Origin of the sequence: uncultured Sphingomonas sp., assembly GCF_964250165.1 — a bacterium.
Lineage (GTDB): Bacteria > Pseudomonadota > Alphaproteobacteria > Sphingomonadales > Sphingomonadaceae > Sphingomonas.
On sequence record NZ_CAXUEK010000060.1, the window covers coordinates 1 to 16,751 of the forward strand.

Consider the following 16,751-nt stretch of genomic DNA (forward strand, 5'->3'; position numbering starts at 1 on the left):
CCTTCCCCAGCACGCCGCGCGCCGACGCCGACGCACCACCCGCCTGCACGCGCAGCCTGCCGCCCTCGTGGCTGGTCTCCTCCACCGTCCCGGCGATGGTCTCGCGAAACTGCTCGGCGAGACGGTCCCGCTGGAACTGCTCGCTGTAGCGGCGATAGCCGATGAACAGCGTGCAATAGACGTCGTCCTCGAGCGAGCGCATCCGGAACAGCAGGTCCATGTACCGCCGCAGCCGCTCGTCGTCGCCGGTGAGCCGCCGCTGCAGGATCTCGAAGGTCGCGCGGCTGCCGCCGTTCAACATCGCCAGGATCGGTGTGAGATCCACGTCGATGGCGTAGGCGGACGCGACCGTGCGCTCGGCCGACTGCACCCAGGCCATGCTGGCGGTGTCGGTGTAGAGGTTGCGCAGATAGGCGGCCGCCAGATCGTTCATGCGCTCCTGGTCGTGCGGCGCCCAGTTCTGCGCGGCACCGTACATCGCGCGGCGGCGTTCCCACAGCGCGACCGCGATGTCGCGCGCGTCGGGTTCGACCAGCGCCCAGAGTTCGCGTGCGTCCTGGAGGTCGGCGGGTCCGAGATCGAACGCCCGCAGCCGCTCGGCCAGGCGGATCGTCTGGCTGACGCTTTCGGGCGGAGGCAGGGTGGAAGGCACGCGGGAGGTCTCCGGATGGGATCGCAGGACGGCGTAAGCGCCGCTGGTTAAATCGAGGTTAGGTCTGTGGCCGGGCACGGCTTGCATCGCGGTTCGCCCAGCCTAATAGGTCCGCCAGCTTCATCCACGCGAAGGATCCCGCCCTTGGCCTCCCGCAGCTCCACGCGGCCGCTGTCCCCGCACCTCCAGGTCTGGCGCTGGGGGCCGCACATGCTGGTCTCGATCGTGCATCGCGCGCTCGGCGTCGGCATGGCGCTGGTCGGGCTGCCGCTCCTGGCCTGGGGACTGACCGCCGCCGCCGGCGGCGAGGCGAGCTATGCCACCTTCCGGGGCGTATTCACGACCGACGCGGGCGGCCTCAACCCGCTCGGTTACCTGCTCGCGATCGGCCTGAGCTGGGCGGTGCTCCAGCACATGATGTCGGGCATCCGCCATCTGGTGATGGACACCGGCGCCGGCTTCGAGCTCCGCCGCAACAAGACCGGCGCGATGCTCACCTTCGTCGTCGCCGCGCTGCTGACCGTCGCCTACTGGGCCTATCTGCTGGGAGCGAGCTGATGGGCACGGGCACCAGCATCGGCCGGGTCCGCGGCCTCGGCGCGGCGAAGGAGGGCACGCATCACTGGTGGCGGCAGCGGCTGACCGCGGGCGCGAACGTGCTGCTGCTCGCCTGGCTGCTGCTGTCGCTGGCGCGGCTGGGCGGGCTCGACCTGTTCGCGGTGCGCACCTGGCTCGCCTCGCCCTGGGCGGCGATCCCGATGGCGCTGCTGATCGTCAACCTCCTCACCCATGTCCGGCTCGGGCTGCAGGTGGTGATCGAGGATTATCAGCATGACGAGACCCGCGTCGTGCTGATGGTGCTGCTCAACCTCTATGTCGTCGCGCTCGGCGCGGTGGCGCTGTTCGCCCTCCTCAAGCTCGCCGTCCCCGGAGCCACCCACTGATGCCCTCCCATGTTCCCGGTGCCTACAAGATCATCGACCACACCTACGACGCGGTGGTCGTCGGCGCGGGCGGTTCCGGCCTGCGCGCGACCATGGGGATCGCCGAGACCGGCCTGAAGACCGCCTGCATTACCAAGGTGTTCCCGACGCGCAGCCACACCGTCGCGGCGCAGGGCGGGATCGCGGCGAGCCTCGGCAACAACTCGCCCGATCACTGGACCTGGCACATGTACGACACCGTCAAGGGGTCGGACTGGCTCGGCGACCAGGACGCGATCGAGTATATGGTGCGCGAGGCGCCGGCGGCCGTGTACGAGCTGGAACATGCCGGCGTGCCGTTCAGCCGCAACGACGACGGCACCATCTATCAGCGCCCGTTCGGCGGCCACATGCAGAACATGGGCGAAGGCCCGCCGGTCCAGCGCACCGCGGCGGCGGCGGACCGCACCGGCCACGCCATGCTCCACGCGCTCTACCAGCAGAGCCTGAAATACGACGCCGACTTCTACATCGAGTATTTCGCGCTCGACCTCATCATGGAGGACGGGCGCTGCCGCGGGGTGATCGCGCTCTGCATGGAGGACGGCTCGATCCACCGCTTCCGCGCGCACCAGGTGGTGCTGGCGACGGGCGGCTATGGCCGCTGCTACTTCTCCGCGACGTCCGCGCACACCTGCACCGGCGACGGCAACGCGATGGTGCTGCGCGCCGGCCTGCCGCTGCAGGACATGGAGTTCGTGCAGTTCCATCCGACCGGCATCTACGGCGCAGGCGTGCTCATCACCGAAGGTGCGCGCGGCGAGGGCGGCTACCTGACCAACAGCGAGGGCGAGCGTTTCATGGAGCGCTATGCGCCGAGCGCCAAGGACCTGGCGTCGCGCGACGTCGTCTCACGCTCGATGGCGCTGGAGATGCGCGAGGGGCGCGGCGTCGGCGCGCACAAGGACCATATCTGGCTGCATCTCGACCATATCGATCCCAAGGTGCTGCACGAGCGGCTGCCCGGCATCACCGAGACGGGCAAGATCTTCGCCGGCGTCGATCTCACGCGCCAGCCGCTCCCGGTCACGCCCACCGTCCATTACAACATGGGCGGCATCCCCACCAACTTCCACGGCGAGGTGGTGACGCTCAGGGACGGCAATCCCGACAGCGTCGTCCCGGGCCTGTTCGCGGTCGGCGAGGCGGCGTGCGTCTCGGTCCACGGCGCCAACCGGCTCGGGTCGAACTCGCTCATCGATCTGGTCGTGTTCGGCCGCGCGACCGGCAAGCGCATCGCCGACATCCAGAAGACGGGCGTGGCGCACGCGCCGCTGCCGGCCGGCTCGGAGGAGCTGGCGCTGACCCGGCTCGATCGCTTCCGCCATGCCGCCGGCGGCTCGCCGACCGCCGTGATCCGGACGCAGATGCAGCGCACGATGCAGAAGCACTGCGCGGTGTTCCGCGACAACGCGCTGCTGACCGAGGGGCGGGGCATGATCGCCGACACCTACCGGCAGCTGGGCGACGTCGGCGTCACCGACCGCTCGATGATCTGGAACACCGACCTCGTCGAGACGCTGGAGCTCGACAACCTGCTCGCCCAGGCGGTGGTGACGATGGACTCGGCCGCCAACCGCAAGGAAAGCCGCGGCGCCCATGTCAACGAAGACTATCCCGACCGCGACGACGCCGGCTGGATGAAGCATACCATCGCGACCTTCACCGGCTGGGGCGGCGAGGGCGGGGAGACCGCGATCGATTATCGCCCGGTCCACGATTATACCCTGACCGACGACGTGGAGTATATCAAACCGAAGAAGCGGGTGTATTGAGACCGCTTCTTCGGGCAGCGCCAAGGCGGGCGACGGGGAGCCAGGTTCGTGCCGGACACATCTCCACCGGATCCGCCGAGGCGGCTGAGCCTCGAGCAGCGGCTGGCGATCTATAACGCATCGGTGGTCAGCGTCGGCGCGCTCCTTGCCGCAATCGCCTGGTTCCCGAACTTCAAAAGCAAGCAGCAGGAACTGTCGGCGTTCGCGCTGCTGAAGGATAATCCGGCCGGTGTGCTGACCGTGCGTGATCTGGGACCGGTCGCGGCCGGGCCGGATCACCATTACGACGTCAGCTACACGCTGATGTTGAAGAATGCGGCCAATCGGGATTTTGAGATCTGGTGGAGCCTGGATCAGATTTTCATCGGCACGGCCGCCGATGAGCATACGCCGAAAGCCGTCGTTGAGCCGATCAACGACCCACCGGATATTTGGGACCCGAGCCCGCCGGGAACGGTCCTTTGGCGCGAGCTGAAATATGACCTGTCGTACCAGGACGGGCTGAACGATCCGGAGGTCAAAGGATTCTTCAGGGAACGTCGCAAGGCGGAGACGTCGCCTGCCGGTGGCCTGACCGGGCTGTATGTTCCCGGGCATACCTCCGCCCACAGTGCCCATTATCTCGTGACGTCGCGGCCTGACGCGCTCATCAACGTCACGATCACTTACGGTATGAACCGGCCGCGAACGCTGTGGGATCGAATCACCGGCAACAAGACGTCCTCGCTGTATGAAGGCGCGAATCTGACTGGCGAGAGCGTTCGGCTCGCCGACGCGACCGAGCCGGGCTGCAGGCTCGGGATCGCGGTGCAGAACGCCCAGATCAAGTCGGCCTGCCAAGCCGATCCATTCTAGACCGGCGGGTGCCGCACATGACTCGGCCTGTGCCTCGGCTGTGCCGCATCGTCATCGGGACCGCCGCCCTGCTGTTCGCCGCAGCCGACGCTCCCCCCGGTGTCGCGCCGCCGCCGGCCGCGCTCCACGCCGATCCGTTCTACGCCAAATATCTCGACGCCGGCGGTCTGGCCGTGCTTGGCTCCGCCCGTGCGCCGGACGCGGCGCTGGCGGCGGCGCGGGCTATCTTGACGGGAATGCTCGCGCATCGGCCCGACCTTGCCCGGGTTCTGGTCGCGCAGGGCTATCGCGTCGCAGTGATGGCGGCGGACGAAACCACCACCGACCTGCCCGAGCAGCGGGGCTGGACCCGCCCCGCCGTCGACGACCCGCGTCTCACCCGCTGCGAGCGCAAGCATTATGCCGAGCGCATCGGCGGCCTCACCGACCGGCAATATTGGGACGCCCGCGCGCGCGGCATGGCCGGCCCGCTCACCAGCGCGGGCGCGGAAAACCTGCTCGCCGGCCCGGACGACCGCTACCATGGCCAGAACATCTTCGTGCACGAGTTCGCGCACGATGTGCTCGCCGCGATCCGCACCGCCGATCCGGCGCTCACCGCGCAGGTCGAGCGCGCTTATGCCGCGGCGCTGAAGCGGGGCCGCTGGAAGGACGAGTATGCCAGCACCACCGTCGACGAATATTGGGCGGTGGGCTCGCAATTCTGGTTCAACTCGGGCCGGATCGTCGCGTTCGACCGGGTCCACATCCTGTCGGACGCCGATCTCCTCCGCTACGACCCCGCGCTCGCCGCCGTGCTCCGGGCGGCGTACGGCGACACCCACCGCCTGCTCGCCGACCGGTTCTGGATGAGCCCGGACCGCGTGCCGCCCGGCCCGCTGCCGAGGTTCACCGCGGAGGTCTGCTAACCCGCCTTGCGCCGCCGGTTGGCGAACAGCAGCGCCACCGCGCCCGCCAGCACGCCGCCGGCGACGACGGCCGTCGTCGCCGGGTGCAAGGCGGCGCTGGTGTAGATGCTGCGCCGCAGCCGCGACGGATGCTCGCCCGATCGCTCGCGGCCGGCCTGCGCGCCCGCGAACAGGTTGCTCGGGCCGGGCTGCGGCGTGTTCGGCGCGTAGGCACCCTTGGCGAGCAGCGGCGCAAGCAGTTCGTAGAGCGCCGGAAAGTGCTGCGAGAACAGCACCTGCGCACGACCGACGCCGCCCACCGTGATCTCCCGCCGCGGGTGGACCGCCGAGTCGAGAATCGCGTCCGCGACCAGCTCCGGGTCATAGGCCGGCGGCGGGATCTGCGCCTCGCCGCCCGAGCCGTGATTGGCCGCGTGCTGGCCGATCGGCGTGTCGATGCCCGCCGGCTTCACCAGCGTGACCGAGACGGGCACGCCGTCCGCCTGCAATTCCATGCGCAGGACCGCGATATAGGCCTTCACCGCATGCTTGGTCGCCGAATAGATGCCCATCGGCGGGGCGGGCATGTCGGAGGCGAGGCTGCCGACGGTGATGATCGCGCCGCCCGCCGCGCGCAGGTGCGGCAGCGCCGCCTCGACGCCATGCACGACGCCGAAATAGTTGGTGCGGAACAGCTGCGCCTGCTCGTCGAGCGGCGTGTCGAGCACCTTGCCGTAGATCGCCGAGCCCGCATCGTTGACCCAGCTGTCGATCCGGCCCCAGCGCGCCACCGCCTTGGCCGCGGCCGCGCGCACCTGCCCGGCATCGCCGACATCGGCGACCGCGTGATCGGCCTCGCCGCCGGCCGCGCGGATCGCGTCGGCGGCGCTCGCCAGCTCGGCCTCGCTGCGCGCGACCAGCAGCACCTTGGCACCGGCCGCGCCCGCCTTGCGCGCGGTCACCAGCCCGATGCCGGAGCTGGCGCCCGTGACGACGATCACCTGCTCGGCGAGCGGCTTCAACTTGATGGTCATGGCGGGGGAAATCCTTTCGCCCGTCCAACCGGGGGGAGTCCCCGCCGGTTCCGCCGCTTGACTTGGCGCAAGCCGCTGGGAAGGTGGTGGCAATGACCCGCCTCCCGGCCCTGCTGCGCCACGCGATCGCCCTTTGCGCGGCGCTGCCGCTCGCCGCGTCCGCGCAGACGCCCGCCTATCAGCCGCCCGAGCACCGCTACGCCGCGCCGCTGCTCGATCGCGCGAGCCCGCAGGAGCTGGCCCTGCTCGCCGATCAGGGCGTCGCGATCGAGCATGATCGCCCACCCGCCCAGGCACTCGCCGAGCACCGCCGCCTCGACCGCGCGCTCGCCGCGCTGCAGCCGCAGCGCAAGGGCGTGGTCGACGCCTATGTCGTCGCGGTCGCGCTCGACAGCGATCCGGTGTTCGGCCGCGAGGCGCGCGAGGCGGCCCGTGTGCTCGCCCGCCGCTACGGCGCGGCCGGGCACACGATCGTGCTCGCCGGCACCGACGGGTCGAGTGAGTCGGCGCTGCCGATGGGTTCGCCCGCCAACATCGCCGCCGCGCTCGCCCGCGTCGCCGAGCTGATGGACCGCCAGGAGGACGTGCTCGTCCTCTACACGACCAGTCACGGCGCGCCCTGGGGCATCGTCTATAACGACGGCGACCAGGGTTTCGGCGCGATCTCGCCGACGCGGCTGTGGACCGAGCTGTCGACGCTGGGCATCCGGAACCGGCTGCTGCTCATCAGCGCCTGCTTCTCGGGTGTGTTCGTGCCGCTGCTGGCGTCCGACACCACCGCCATCGTCACGGCGGCCTCGGCCGACCGCACCTCGTTCGGCTGCCAGGCGGACATGGACTGGACCTTCTTCGGCGACGCGATGATCAACCATGCGCTGCGCCAGCCCGAGCCGTTCGCGCAGGCGGCGTCCGAGGCGCAGGCGCTGATCGGCGGCTGGGAGGCGCAGGGCAGGCTCACGCCCTCGCAGCCGCAGGTCTCGATCGGCGCGGGCGCGAGCCGCTGGCTCGCCGCGCTGGAAGCGCGCCTGCCGCCCGCGACCCCGCTGGTCGGCCGTCCCGCCACGCTCTCGCTCGGCAACGCCGCCGCGGCGCTGAAGCGCGAAGGGCGCTGAACCAAGGAACCTTGCGCGTCCCGACCGGTTTGCGCGCGATGACCCCCCCCAACAACGCCAGCAATTATCCGCTGCTCGCCCGGCCGCACATCCAGCTCCACGGCACCGTCGACGGACTGATGTACGCCAATTTCCAGGGTCAAATGGCCAACGCGCCGACGGAAGGTGCGCTGGTCGTCTCGATCACCACACTCGGCGGCGATCCGGAGATGGGCCGCGCGATGGGCGACGACATCCGGCTGCTGCGCGAGTACACCGGCCGCGAGACGCTGTTCCTGGGCAAGGTGGCCGTCTATTCGGCGGGGGCGACGTTCATGTCCGCCTTTCCCGTCGACAAGCGGTTCCTGACGCGGGGCACGCGGCTGATGCTGCATGAGCGCCAGATGCACAGCCAGCTGTCGCTCGACGGCGCGCTCACCGCGCTGCCCGCGGTGCTCAAGGCCAAGCTGCACGAGATCGAGGAGTCCATCGTGATCCAGGAAGAAGGCTTCCGCGCGATCGTCGCCGGCTCGCGCGTGCCTTTCGAGACCTTGCGCGAGCGCGCGACCTCCAACTGGTACATCGAGGCAGAGGAGGCGCGCGACCTCGGGCTCGTGCTGGACGTGATCTAGACGATCGCATGCCTCGCAGCGCGCGGTGCATCCGATCTGCACGGCCGCTGCGCCAAAGCCATGTTGGCGGTCCGCGTCGCCGGGGCCTAGCCGGGTGCACCCCTTACGAAAGGTGCGCCCATGACCCCCGATACCCGCACGCCGGGCGCGAAGCTGTTCCTCACGCTGCTCGTCGCCGTGCTGCTGGCGGTGCCGCTGTTCGCCATCTACCTGCTGGTCTGGGATCGCCAGACGCAGTCCCAGACGGCGTCGGCATCGATCACGCAGGGCTGGGGCGGCCCGCAGCGGCTGGCCGGGCCGCTCCTGGCCATCCCCTTCCAGGCCGATTCGATCGAGACGGTGACGGAGAACGGCCGCGCCGCCCAGCGCAGCGCCGCTGTTGCGCGCGAGCTGGTGATCGCGCCGGATCGGCTCGACGCGACGACGGCGGTCGCGCCCGAGCGGCGGCGGCGTTCGATCTACCAGGCCGTGGTCTACACCGCCGACACCGCGGGCGAGGTGCGCTTTTCCCTGCCCGCCGATCTCGCGCGGCTGGGCGTACCGGCGGCGCGGCTCCAGCTCGATCGCGCCGAGCTGCGCTTCGGCCTGTCGGACCCGCGCGGGCTCGCCGGCGCGCCGCCGCGGGTGACGGTCGCCGGCCGTCCGCTCGCGCTCCAGCCCGGGCACGGCGCCGGGCGCACCGGCGAGGGCTTCTTCGCGCCCGTGGACGCGGCGCCGCTGCGCACCGGCGCGCTCGCGGTCGCGTTCCGTTTCACTTTCCGCGGCAACGCCTCGCTCGCGCTCGCGCCCGACGCCGGCGACACGCGCTGGCGGGTGACCTCCGCCTGGCCGAACCCGAGCTTCACGGGCGGCTTCCTGCCGGTCAGGCGAGCGATCGGGACGCGCGGCTTCGCGGCCGAGTGGCGGGTCGGCAACCTCGCGCTCGGCCAGGGTCTCGCCGCGGTGCAGGCGCCGGCGGCTGCGGCTCCCGCCGCCGCGCCGGGCGACGATGCCCACCTCGCGCAGATCGACCTGGTCACCCCCGTCGACATCTATGCGGAGGTGAACCGGTCGGTGAAATACGGCTTTCTCTTCATCGGCTTCACCTTCGCCACGTTCCTGCTGTGGGACGTGATCGGCGGGGTGCGCGTCGCGGTGCCCGAATATCTGCTGGTCGGCGTCGGGCTGATCCTGTTCTTCGTCCTGCTGCTCGCGCTCGCCGAGGTGATCGGCTTCACCGCCGCCTACCTCCTCGCGTCCGCCGCGATCATCGGCCTGCTCGCCGCCTATGCCGCCGCGGTGCTCGGCGGCTGGCGCCGGGGCGGCGTGGTCGCGGGGCTGCTCGCGGCGCTGTATGCGGTGCTTTACGTGCTGCTCAGCCTGGAGGACTTCTCGCTGCTGATCGGCGCGGTGTTGCTGTTCGCCGCGCTCGCCGGGGTGATGTATGTGACGCGCAGGCTCGACTGGGGCGTCGCCCGCACGGGCTAACCCGTTGAGCAAGGGGGCGCATCGCGCTAGATACCACTCCCAGCACTCAAGGACCGTCCATGGCCGATTTCCGCCTGCCCCCGAACAGCCGCATCAAGAAGGGCACGGCGCACCCGCGCCCCACCGGCGCCAAGCGGGCCAAATCGTTCAAGATATACCGCTACGATCCCGACAGCGGCCAGAACCCGCGCTACGACACGTTCGAGCTCGATCTCGACCAGACCGGGCCGATGGTGCTGGACGCGCTCATCAAGATCAAGGCGGAACAGGACAGCTCGCTCACCTTCCGCCGCTCGTGCCGGGAGGGCATCTGCGGCTCCTGCTCGATGAACATCGACGGCCGTAACGGCCTGGCCTGCACCACCGCGATCGAGGACGTGAAGGGCGAGGTGAAGATCACGCCGCTGCCGGCGATGGACGTGGTCAAGGACCTGGTGCCGGACTTCACGCACTTCTACGCGCAATACGCGTCGATCAAGCCATGGCTGCAGACCGTCACCTCCGCGCCCGCCGGCAAGGAGCGGCTCCAGTCGCCCGAGCAGCGCGCGCAGCTCGACGGCCTCTACGAGTGCATCCTGTGCGCCTGCTGCTCGACCTCGTGCCCGAGCTACTGGTGGAACTCGGACCGCTTCCTCGGCCCCGCCATCCTGCTCCAGGCCTATCGCTGGCTCGCCGACAGCCGCGACGAGATGACCGGCGATCGCCTCGACGAGCTGGAGGACCCGTTCCGCCTCTATCGCTGCCACACGATCATGAATTGCGCGAACGTCTGCCCCAAGGGGCTGAACCCCGCCAAGGCGATTGCCGAGATCAAGAAGCTGGAGGCCGAGCGGGTCCTTTAAATCGCCCATGTCATCCCGGCCTTGAGCCGGGATTCCGCTTCGGCAGCGCAGGGCAGCGGTACCCCGGCTCAAGGCCGGGGTGACGAGGGTAGTGTGAACGGCTAACGCCGCCCGCGATGACCGACGCCGCGCCCGCCTTCGTCTACGAAGAACACCCCGATCATCCCGGCTGGATGAGGTGGGGCACGCGCGACACCACCCGCTTCAACGCGTTTCTGGGCGACATGATCGTGCGCGTCGACGATCGCGTCGCGCGGGTGCGGATGACGCCCGCGCGTCGGCACTCCAACATGGGCGACCGCGTCCATGGCGGCGCGCTGCTCGGCTTCATCGACGTGGCGCTGTTCGCCGCCTCGCGCAGCTTCGGGCTGATCGGCGCCGGCGTCGCGGTGACGCTCGACCTCAACACCCATTTCATCGGCGGCGGCCGGCTCGGCGAACCGCTGGAAGCGCGGATCGAGCTACTCAAGGAAACCGGCCGGATGCTCTTCCTGCGTGGCCTGCTGGTGCAGGGCGAGGGCGAGGTGGTCGCGGAGTTCTCCGGCACGATCAGGAAGCCGACGAGCCGGTGATCGCAACGATTCCTTCTCCCTCTCCCCTTGAGGGGAGAGGGTGGCCGAGCCGAAGGCGAGGTCGGGAGAGGGGCTGTGCGGGACCGAGCGGCAACTGCCGGCCCCTCTCCCCCCGCCGCCGCGCGGCTCCGCCCTCTCCCGCGAAGGCGGGAGAGGGCGAGTGAGCGCCGTCCTCCCGGCCTATGACCGTCTCGTCGCCGCCGGCGAGTTGCGCCCCGATTGCGAGCAAGCCGCCGCCGCCCGCCGCCTCGACGCGCTCGCCCGCGCGTTGGAGCACCCACGCAAGGCCGGCCTACTCCGCCGCCGCGCGATCCCGCCGCGCGGCGTCTACCTCTGGGGAGATGTCGGGCGCGGCAAGTCGATGCTGATGGACCTGTTCTTCGCGAACGTCGCGATCGAGCGGAAGCGCCGCGTCCATTTCGCGGAGTTCATGCTGGAGATCCACGGCCGCATCGCCGTCGAGCGTCGCAAGGAACGGGGCGATCCCATCCTGCCGGTGGCGCACGATCTCGCCGCCGGGACGGGCCTCCTCGCCTTCGACGAGATGATGGTCACCAATTCGCCCGACGCGATGATCCTGTCGCGGCTGTTCACCGCGCTGATCGAGGCCGGGGTGACGGTCGTCACCACCTCCAACCGCGCGCCGTCCGACCTTTACAGGAACGGCCTCAACCGCGAGCATTTCCTGCCCTTCATCACGCTGATCGAGACCCGGCTCGACGTGCTGCCGCTCAACGGACCGGTCGATTACCGCCGCGATCGGCTCGGCGTGCAGGACACCTGGCTCGTTCCCAACGGTCCGGCGGCGACCGCCCAGCTCTCCGCCGCCTTCTTCCGCCTCACCGACTATCCGGTCGAGGACCGTGCGCATGTGCCGTCCGAGGACCTGCCGGTGCAGGGCCGCACGCTGCACGTGCCCAAGGCGCTGAAGGGCGTCGCCGTCTTCTCGTTCAAGCGGCTGTGCGCCGAGGCGCGCGGCGCGGCCGATTACCTGGCGATCGCGCGGCGCTATCACACCGTCATCGTGGTCGGCATCCCCGTGCTCGGGCCGGAGAACCGCAACGAGGCGGCCCGCTTCGTCCAGCTGATCGACGCGCTGTACGAGCACAAGGTCAAGCTGCTCGCGGCCGCTGACGCCGCCCCCGACGCGCTCTATCCAGCGGGCGACGGCCGCTTCGAGTTCCAGCGCACGGTCAGTCGGCTGGAGGAGATGCGCTCGGAGGAGTATCTCGATCAGGGCCACGGCACCGCCGGGCCGCTCGCCCGCACCGGCGAAGGAACACCCGGGTGACGACCGCCCCGCCGGCACTCGCCAAGGTCCCGGCCGTGACGCTCGGCTTCTGGATCATCAAGATCCTGGCCACGACGCTGGGCGAGACCGGCGGCGACACGGTCACGATGACGTGGAACCTCGGCTACCTGGTCGGCACCGCCATGTTCCTGACCGCGCTGGTGGCGCTGGCGGTAGCCCAGATCAGGGCGCGGCGCTTCCACCCGCTCCTCTACTGGGCGACGATCGTCGCCTCCACCACCGCCGGCACGACGATGGCGGACTTCGCCGACCGGTCGCTCGGGATCGGCTATGCCGGTGGGTCGGCGCTGCTGCTCGCCTGCGTGGCGGCCTCGCTGGCCACCTGGCGCGCGACGCTCGGCAGCGTCGATGTCCAGAGCGTGCGGACGCCGGCCGCGGAGGCTTTCTACTGGCTGACCATCACCTTTTCGCAAACGCTGGGCACGGCGCTGGGAGACTGGGCGGCGGACGATGGCGGGCTCGGCTATGCGGGCGGCGCGGCGGTGTTCGGCGGCCTCCTGGCGGTGCTGGCGCTGCTCTATCGCTTCACGCGCGTGAGCCGGACGCTGTTGTTCTGGCTGGCCTTCATCCTCACGCGGCCGCTCGGCGCGACGGTGGGCGATCTGATGGACAAGCCGGTGGACCATGGCGGCTTCGATCTCAGCCGTCCCGCCGCATCGGTCGCGCTGGCGGGCGCCATGCTGCTGCTGATCGTCATCGCGCACCGGCGGCAGGCAACGGCAGATACTCCGCCGGCCGCGAATTGATATTGCGAACCAGTCGCAACATATAAGCTTAACGGTTGCCGCCCTAACGGGAAGCGCCTATGCGCGCGGCCATTCCCGCAGCAACATCGAAGGAGCAGCCGTGGCCCGCAAGAAGATCGCGCTGATCGGCGCCGGCAACATCGGCGGCACGCTCGCGCACCTCGCGGCGCTCAAGGGGCTGGGGGACATCGTCCTGTTCGACGTGGTCGAAGGCGTGCCGCAGGGCAAGGCGCTCGACCTGTCGCAGTGCGGCCCCGTCGAAGGCTTCGACGCGACGATCACCGGCTCGAACGATTACGCCGACATCACCGGCGCCGACGTCATCATCGTCACCGCGGGGGTCGCGCGCAAGCCGGGCATGAGCCGCGACGACCTGCTCGGCATCAACCTTAAGGTGATGAAGGCGGTCGGCGAGGGCATCAAGGTGAACGCGCCCGACGCATTCGTGATCTGCATCACCAATCCGCTCGACGCGATGGTGTGGGCGCTGCGCGAGTTCTCCGGGCTGCCGACCCACAAGGTCGTCGGCATGGCGGGGGTTCTCGACAGCGCGCGGTTCAGCCACTTCCTCGCCGACGAGTTCAAGGTGTCGGTCAAGGACGTGACCAGCTTCGTGCTCGGCGGCCACGGCGACACGATGGTGCCGGTCATCCGCTATTCGACGGTTTCGGGCATCCCCGTCCCCGACCTGATCGCGATGGGCCTGTCCACGCAGGAGCGCATCGATGCGATCGTCGCGCGGACGCGTGCCGGTGGCGGCGAGATCGTCGCGCTGCTCAAGACGGGCAGCGCCTATTACGCGCCGGCGACCAGCGGCATCGCGATGGCGGAGGCGTATCTCTACGACCAGAAGCGGCTGCTCCCGGCCGCCGCGCATGTCGACGGCCAGTACGGCATCGACGATCTCTATGTCGGCGTGCCGGTGGTGATCGGCGCGGGCGGCGTCGAGCAGATCGTCGAGATCGCGCTGGACGACGAGGCCAAGCAGAACCTCCAGGTCTCGGTCGACGCGGTCAGAGAGCTGCTGGTCGCCTGCAGGGCCATCGACGAGACGCTGGCCTGAGCTGTGGCCGAGCGCGATCCTCAGGTCGGGGCGGGGCGGAACTATCCGGCCTACGACGAGGATTTTGCGGCATGGCTCGCGGCGCAGGCGCTCATGCTGCGCGAGCGGAGGTTCGACGAGCTCGACGCCGACCACCTGGCCGAGGAGGTGGATGGCGTGGGTAACAGCGAATTCCGCGCCTTCACTCGTGCCGTCGAACTGATCGTGCTGCACATGATGAAGTGGGACTATCAGATCGAGCGGCGGGGACGCAGCTGGCGCAGCACGATCCATGAACAGCGACGTCAGGTCGCCAAGCTCCTCAAGCAGAATCCGAGTTACAAGGCGCGCATCAGCGAAGCGGTGGCGGACGCCTATGTGGGCGTGCCCGACGAAGTCGAGAAACAGACGACGATTCCTGCGGAGCGCCTGCCCCAAACCTGCCCGTATAGCTGGGACGAGATCATGACCCGGCTGCACGACTTCGATCCCGATCGGCCCTGGCCGAACTGACCCTTCAACGGAGCACCGCTTCGCCCATGAGCATCCTCGTCGACCGGAACACCAAGGTCATTACCCAAGGCATGACCGGCGAGACCGGCAGCTTCCACACCCAGGCGGCGCTCGATTACGGCACGCAGATGGTCGGCGGCGTCACGCCGGGGAAGGGCGGCACCGAGCATCTCGGGCTGCCCGTCTACGACACGGTGGCCGAGGCCGTGGCCAAGACCGGGGCGACCGCGTCCGTCATCTACGTCCCGCCGCCCTTCGCCGCGGATTCGATCCTGGAGGCGATCGACGCCGAGGTGCCGCTGATCGTCACGATCACCGAGGGCATCCCGGTGCTCGACATGGTCAAGGTCAAGCGCGCGCTGTCGGGCAGCAAGTCGCGGCTGATCGGCCCCAACTGCCCCGGCGTGCTGACGCCCGGCGAGTGCAAGATCGGCATCATGCCCGGCTCGATCTTCCAGCAGGGCTCGGTCGGTGTCGTCTCGCGCTCGGGCACGCTGACCTATGAGGCGGTGTTCCAGACCTCCAACGCGGGCCTGGGCCAGACGACGGCGGTCGGGATCGGCGGCGATCCGGTCAACGGCACCAACTTCATCGACGTGCTGGAGCTGTTCCTCGCCGACGACGCGACGCAGTCGATCATCATGATCGGCGAGATCGGCGGCTCGGCAGAGGAGGAGGCGGCGCAGTTCCTCATCGACGAGGCGAAGCGCGGGCGCAAGAAGCCGATGGCGGGCTTCATCGCCGGCCGCACCGCGCCGCCGGGGCGCCGCATGGGCCATGCCGGCGCGATCGTATCGGGCGGCCAGGGCGGTGCCGAGGACAAGATCGCGGCAATGGAAGCGGCGGGCATCACCGTCGCGGCGTCACCGTCCCAATTGGGCTCGACGCTGGTTGGCGTGTTGAGGGCATGATGTTGCTCCCTCTCCCTGCAGGGAGAGGGAGCGAGCCGCCGCAGGCGGCGGAAGGGAGAGGGGCGGAGGGTATGGCGACCCCTCTCCCGACCTCGCCGCCGGCTCGGCCACCCTCTCCCTTGAAGGGAGAGGGAAGGAGAAGATGATGGGTTACGAGAACCAGGATTTCAGCGATATCGCCGCCGGCGTCAGCCCGGCGTTCATCGAGCAGCTCTACCGGCGATTCCGCGCCGCGCCCGACGCGGTCGAGCCGGGCTGGCGCGGGCTGTTCGAGGGGCTGGAAGGCTCCAGCGCCGGCCCGAGCTGGGCCAGCGCCGCCTGGCCTCTGTCGTCCACCGACGACCTGACCGCCGCGCTCGATCCCACGCAGATGGAGCCGGCCGCCAAGCCCGCCAAGGGCAAGCCCGCCGCTCCCGCGCCGGCCGCCGCCGCGCCCGACCAGGACGCGATCGTCAAGGCCGCCAGCGACGCGATCCGCGTGCAGATCCTGATCCGCACGTACCGCGTCCGCGGCCATCTCGCCGCGCAGCTCGATCCGCTCGGCCTCGTCGGCACGCGCGATCTGCCCGCCGACCTGACGACGGAATATTACGGGTTCACCGACGCCGACATCGAACGCCCCGTCTATCTCGGCGGCACGCTCGGCCTGGAGTGGGCGACGGTGCGCGAGGTGGTCGACACGCTGCGCGCCAATTACTGCGGCCCGGTCGGCCTCGAATACATGCACATCGCCGATGTCGAGGAGCGTCGCTTCCTGCAGGAGCGGATGGAGGGCAAGGACAAGGGCGTCGACTTCACCGCCCAGGGCAAGAAGGCGATCCTCAACAAGGTCGTCGAGGCCGAGCAATGGGAGAAGTTCCTGGGCCGCAAATATGTCGGCACCAAGCGCTTCGGGCTCGACGGCGGCGAGAGCATGATCCCCGCGCTCGAATCCGTCATCAAATATGGCGGCCAGTACGGCATCCGCGAGATCGTGTTCGGCATGGCCCATCGCGGTCGCCTCAACGTCCTCGCCAACGTCATGGCCAAGCCATTGCGCGTCATCTTCCACGAGTTCGCCGGCGGCTCGGCCAACCCCGACCAGATCGGCGGCTCGGGCGACGTGAAATATCATCTCGGCACCTCCACGGACCGCGAGTTCGACGGGATCAAGGTCCACATGTCGCTGGTCGCCAACCCGTCGCACCTGGAGGCGGCCGACCCGGTGGTGCTCGGCAAGACGCGCGCGATCCAGACGATCGCCGGCGACCTCAAGGAGCACACCGCCTCGCTCCCCGTCCTGATCCACGGCGACGCCGCGATGGCCGGGCAGGGCATCGTCTGGGAATGTTTGGGCTTCTCCGGCATCCGCGGCTACAACACCGGCGGCTGCGTCCACTTCATCATCAACAACCAGATCGGCTTCACCACCAGCCCGCAGTTCGCGCGCTCCTCGCC

Annotated in this window: 17 protein-coding genes and 1 pseudogene; 16 read left to right on the forward strand and 2 right to left on the reverse strand. The window is 69.7% G+C overall.

What is annotated here, in order from left to right; genetic code table 11:
- Nucleotides 1-652 (reverse strand): annotated as a pseudogene (locus ACFE64_RS11700) (chemotaxis protein); the annotation flags it as partial.
- 144 nt (nucleotides 653-796) lie between these two features.
- Here ACFE64_RS11700 and sdhC point away from each other — a divergent pair.
- From sdhC to ACFE64_RS11725, 5 genes are read left to right on the forward strand one after another with little or no spacing between them, the layout of a single operon-like run.
- Nucleotides 797-1,210 (forward strand): succinate dehydrogenase, cytochrome b556 subunit, encoded by a 414-nt coding sequence (gene sdhC, locus ACFE64_RS11705; RefSeq protein ID WP_375392642.1) that lies wholly within the window; start codon nucleotides 797-799, stop codon nucleotides 1,208-1,210.
- Nucleotides 1,210-1,596: a succinate dehydrogenase, hydrophobic membrane anchor protein gene (sdhD, locus tag ACFE64_RS11710; protein ID WP_375392643.1), complete on the forward strand. Its 387-nt coding sequence runs from the start codon at nucleotides 1,210-1,212 to the stop codon at nucleotides 1,594-1,596. The genes sdhC and sdhD overlap by 1 nt, the downstream gene beginning before the upstream one ends.
- Nucleotides 1,596-3,410 carry a succinate dehydrogenase flavoprotein subunit gene (sdhA, locus tag ACFE64_RS11715; protein ID WP_375392644.1) on the forward strand — a complete coding sequence of 605 codons (1,815 nt, stop codon included), beginning with the start codon at nucleotides 1,596-1,598 and terminating at the stop codon, nucleotides 3,408-3,410. The genes sdhD and sdhA overlap by 1 nt, the downstream gene beginning before the upstream one ends.
- 48 nt (nucleotides 3,411-3,458) lie before the next feature.
- The gene (locus ACFE64_RS11720; RefSeq protein ID WP_375392645.1) at nucleotides 3,459-4,265 is read left to right on the forward strand and encodes a hypothetical protein; all 807 of its coding nucleotides are present in this window, start codon (nucleotides 3,459-3,461) and stop codon (nucleotides 4,263-4,265) included.
- A gap of 17 nt (nucleotides 4,266-4,282) precedes the next feature.
- Entirely contained in the window at nucleotides 4,283-5,173 is an 891-nt protein-coding gene (locus tag ACFE64_RS11725; RefSeq protein ID WP_375392646.1) for a glycoside hydrolase, read from the forward strand.
- Here the strand turns inward: ACFE64_RS11725 and ACFE64_RS11730 are convergent.
- Nucleotides 5,170-6,186 carry an SDR family oxidoreductase gene (locus ACFE64_RS11730; RefSeq protein WP_375392647.1) on the reverse strand — a complete coding sequence of 339 codons (1,017 nt, stop codon included), beginning with the start codon at nucleotides 6,184-6,186 and terminating at the stop codon, nucleotides 5,170-5,172. The two genes, ACFE64_RS11725 and ACFE64_RS11730, sit on opposite strands and share 4 nt — an antisense overlap.
- Nucleotides 6,187-6,278: 92 nt before the next feature.
- On the opposite strand from ACFE64_RS11730, the gene ACFE64_RS11735 reads away from it, so the two are divergent.
- The 11 genes from ACFE64_RS11735 to ACFE64_RS11785 all read left to right on the forward strand — a co-directional run.
- A complete protein-coding gene (locus ACFE64_RS11735; RefSeq protein WP_375392648.1) occupies nucleotides 6,279-7,298 on the forward strand; it encodes a C13 family peptidase in 1,020 nt (339 codons plus the stop codon).
- A gap of 38 nt (nucleotides 7,299-7,336) precedes the next feature.
- On the forward strand, nucleotides 7,337-7,909 hold the full coding sequence (locus ACFE64_RS11740; protein WP_375392649.1) for an ATP-dependent Clp protease proteolytic subunit: 573 nt from the start codon (nucleotides 7,337-7,339) through the stop codon (nucleotides 7,907-7,909).
- Nucleotides 7,910-8,029: 120 nt separating this feature from the next.
- Nucleotides 8,030-9,376 carry a cell envelope integrity protein CreD gene (creD, locus tag ACFE64_RS11745; protein WP_375392650.1) on the forward strand — a complete coding sequence of 449 codons (1,347 nt, stop codon included), beginning with the start codon at nucleotides 8,030-8,032 and terminating at the stop codon, nucleotides 9,374-9,376.
- Nucleotides 9,377-9,435: 59 nt separating this feature from the next.
- A complete protein-coding gene (locus ACFE64_RS11750; RefSeq protein WP_375392651.1) occupies nucleotides 9,436-10,218 on the forward strand; it encodes a succinate dehydrogenase iron-sulfur subunit in 783 nt (260 codons plus the stop codon).
- A 116-nt stretch (nucleotides 10,219-10,334) separates the two neighbouring features.
- The gene (locus ACFE64_RS11755; RefSeq protein WP_375392652.1) at nucleotides 10,335-10,790 is read left to right on the forward strand and encodes a PaaI family thioesterase; all 456 of its coding nucleotides are present in this window, start codon (nucleotides 10,335-10,337) and stop codon (nucleotides 10,788-10,790) included.
- 160 nt (nucleotides 10,791-10,950) lie between these two features.
- Nucleotides 10,951-12,081 carry a cell division protein ZapE gene (gene zapE / locus ACFE64_RS11760; RefSeq protein WP_375392653.1) on the forward strand — a complete coding sequence of 377 codons (1,131 nt, stop codon included), beginning with the start codon at nucleotides 10,951-10,953 and terminating at the stop codon, nucleotides 12,079-12,081.
- Nucleotides 12,078-12,848: a hypothetical protein gene (locus tag ACFE64_RS11765; protein ID WP_375392654.1), complete on the forward strand. Its 771-nt coding sequence runs from the start codon at nucleotides 12,078-12,080 to the stop codon at nucleotides 12,846-12,848. The genes zapE and ACFE64_RS11765 overlap by 4 nt, the downstream gene beginning before the upstream one ends.
- Before the next feature lie 100 nt (nucleotides 12,849-12,948).
- Entirely contained in the window at nucleotides 12,949-13,911 is a 963-nt protein-coding gene (gene mdh / locus ACFE64_RS11770) for a malate dehydrogenase (RefSeq protein ID WP_375392655.1), read from the forward strand.
- 3 nt (nucleotides 13,912-13,914) lie between these two features.
- Nucleotides 13,915-14,403 carry a DUF29 domain-containing protein gene (locus tag ACFE64_RS11775; protein ID WP_375392656.1) on the forward strand — a complete coding sequence of 163 codons (489 nt, stop codon included), beginning with the start codon at nucleotides 13,915-13,917 and terminating at the stop codon, nucleotides 14,401-14,403.
- 26 nt (nucleotides 14,404-14,429) lie between these two features.
- Nucleotides 14,430-15,314 carry a succinate--CoA ligase subunit alpha gene (gene sucD, locus ACFE64_RS11780; protein ID WP_375392657.1) on the forward strand — a complete coding sequence of 295 codons (885 nt, stop codon included), beginning with the start codon at nucleotides 14,430-14,432 and terminating at the stop codon, nucleotides 15,312-15,314.
- Between the two features lie 145 nt (nucleotides 15,315-15,459).
- Nucleotides 15,460-16,751, forward strand: a 1,292-nt coding sequence (locus tag ACFE64_RS11785; RefSeq protein WP_375392658.1) for a thiamine pyrophosphate-dependent enzyme, incomplete at its 3' end; no start/stop codon positions are given.

Bases quoted from the DNA above. Each gene is read 5' to 3' on its own strand.
- sdhD (WP_375392643.1), top strand. From the start codon at position 1,210: ATGGGCACGGGCACCAGCATCGGCCGGGTCCGCGGCCTCGGCGCGGCG.
- ACFE64_RS11725 (WP_375392646.1), top strand. From the start codon at position 4,283: ATGACTCGGCCTGTGCCTCGGCTGTGCCGCATCGTCATCGGGACCGCC.
- ACFE64_RS11735 (WP_375392648.1), top strand. From the start codon at position 6,279: ATGACCCGCCTCCCGGCCCTGCTGCGCCACGCGATCGCCCTTTGCGCG.
- creD (WP_375392650.1), top strand. From the start codon at position 8,030: ATGACCCCCGATACCCGCACGCCGGGCGCGAAGCTGTTCCTCACGCTG.
- ACFE64_RS11740 (WP_375392649.1), top strand. From the start codon at position 7,337: ATGACCCCCCCCAACAACGCCAGCAATTATCCGCTGCTCGCCCGGCCG.
- ACFE64_RS11750 (WP_375392651.1), top strand. From the start codon at position 9,436: ATGGCCGATTTCCGCCTGCCCCCGAACAGCCGCATCAAGAAGGGCACG.
- sdhA (WP_375392644.1), top strand. From the start codon at position 1,596: ATGCCCTCCCATGTTCCCGGTGCCTACAAGATCATCGACCACACCTAC.
- sucD (WP_375392657.1), top strand. From the start codon at position 14,430: ATGAGCATCCTCGTCGACCGGAACACCAAGGTCATTACCCAAGGCATG.
- ACFE64_RS11755 (WP_375392652.1), top strand. From the start codon at position 10,335: ATGACCGACGCCGCGCCCGCCTTCGTCTACGAAGAACACCCCGATCAT.
- ACFE64_RS11730 (WP_375392647.1), bottom strand. From the start codon at position 6,186: ATGACCATCAAGTTGAAGCCGCTCGCCGAGCAGGTGATCGTCGTCACG.